This window comes from Synechococcus sp. R55.7 (assembly GCF_047461955.1).
Taxonomy (GTDB): Bacteria; Cyanobacteriota; Cyanobacteriia; order Thermostichales; family Thermostichaceae; genus Thermostichus.
This window is the reverse complement of record NZ_JANSIC010000524.1, coordinates 1-523: the sequence shown is the minus strand read 5'-3', so window position 1 is coordinate 523 and position 523 is coordinate 1. Positions and strand designations below refer to the sequence as shown.

Sequence of the window (523 nt, the reverse complement as noted above, 5' to 3'; positions counted from 1 at the left end):
AGACAGAGCAAATCAGGGCACTGAAGGTCTCACTCTGGCAAACGAGCAAAGCTGACCCCTCGGTAGTAGTAGGCCAAAATTTGGCGGTAAGTCCAGCCTCGGCGGGCCAATTCTTGGGCGCCCCACTGGCTCATGCCAATGCCATGCCCAAACTTGGGATAGGGGCTGACATCCGGTAAGCTCATCAAATAAGGGATCCCACTCACCCCGACGGTTTGGCCGCCGCTGCTGGCGCTGTACATGGCATTGACAAACTGACCCCCATACACCATGACCACACCACGGGTGGCTTGTGTTGCTTCCAGGGCGGCTGCCGACCGCTGGGAAAGCCCTCGGTACACCTGGGAGCGAGTATCGCTAAACACATCAAACCAACCGCGGGAATTGCGATGGTAAAGAACGTAGCTGCGGGCTGCCACCGCTTGCGCCTTCAGGGCTTCTGGGAAGAACCGGGATCCCATTTCTGCATCCACCACACTGGCCACATAGTCTTCTAGATCCACGTAGTTGATGGCCATCACCA

1 protein-coding gene is annotated in these 523 nt (G+C 57.4%); it reads right to left on the bottom strand.

Going from position 1 to position 523, the window contains the following annotated elements; genetic code table 11:
* Positions 1-29: 29 nt before the first annotated feature.
* On the bottom strand, positions 30-523 hold a 494-nt coding region (locus tag NW820_RS13490; protein WP_414407787.1), incomplete at its 5' end, for a SpoIID/LytB domain-containing protein.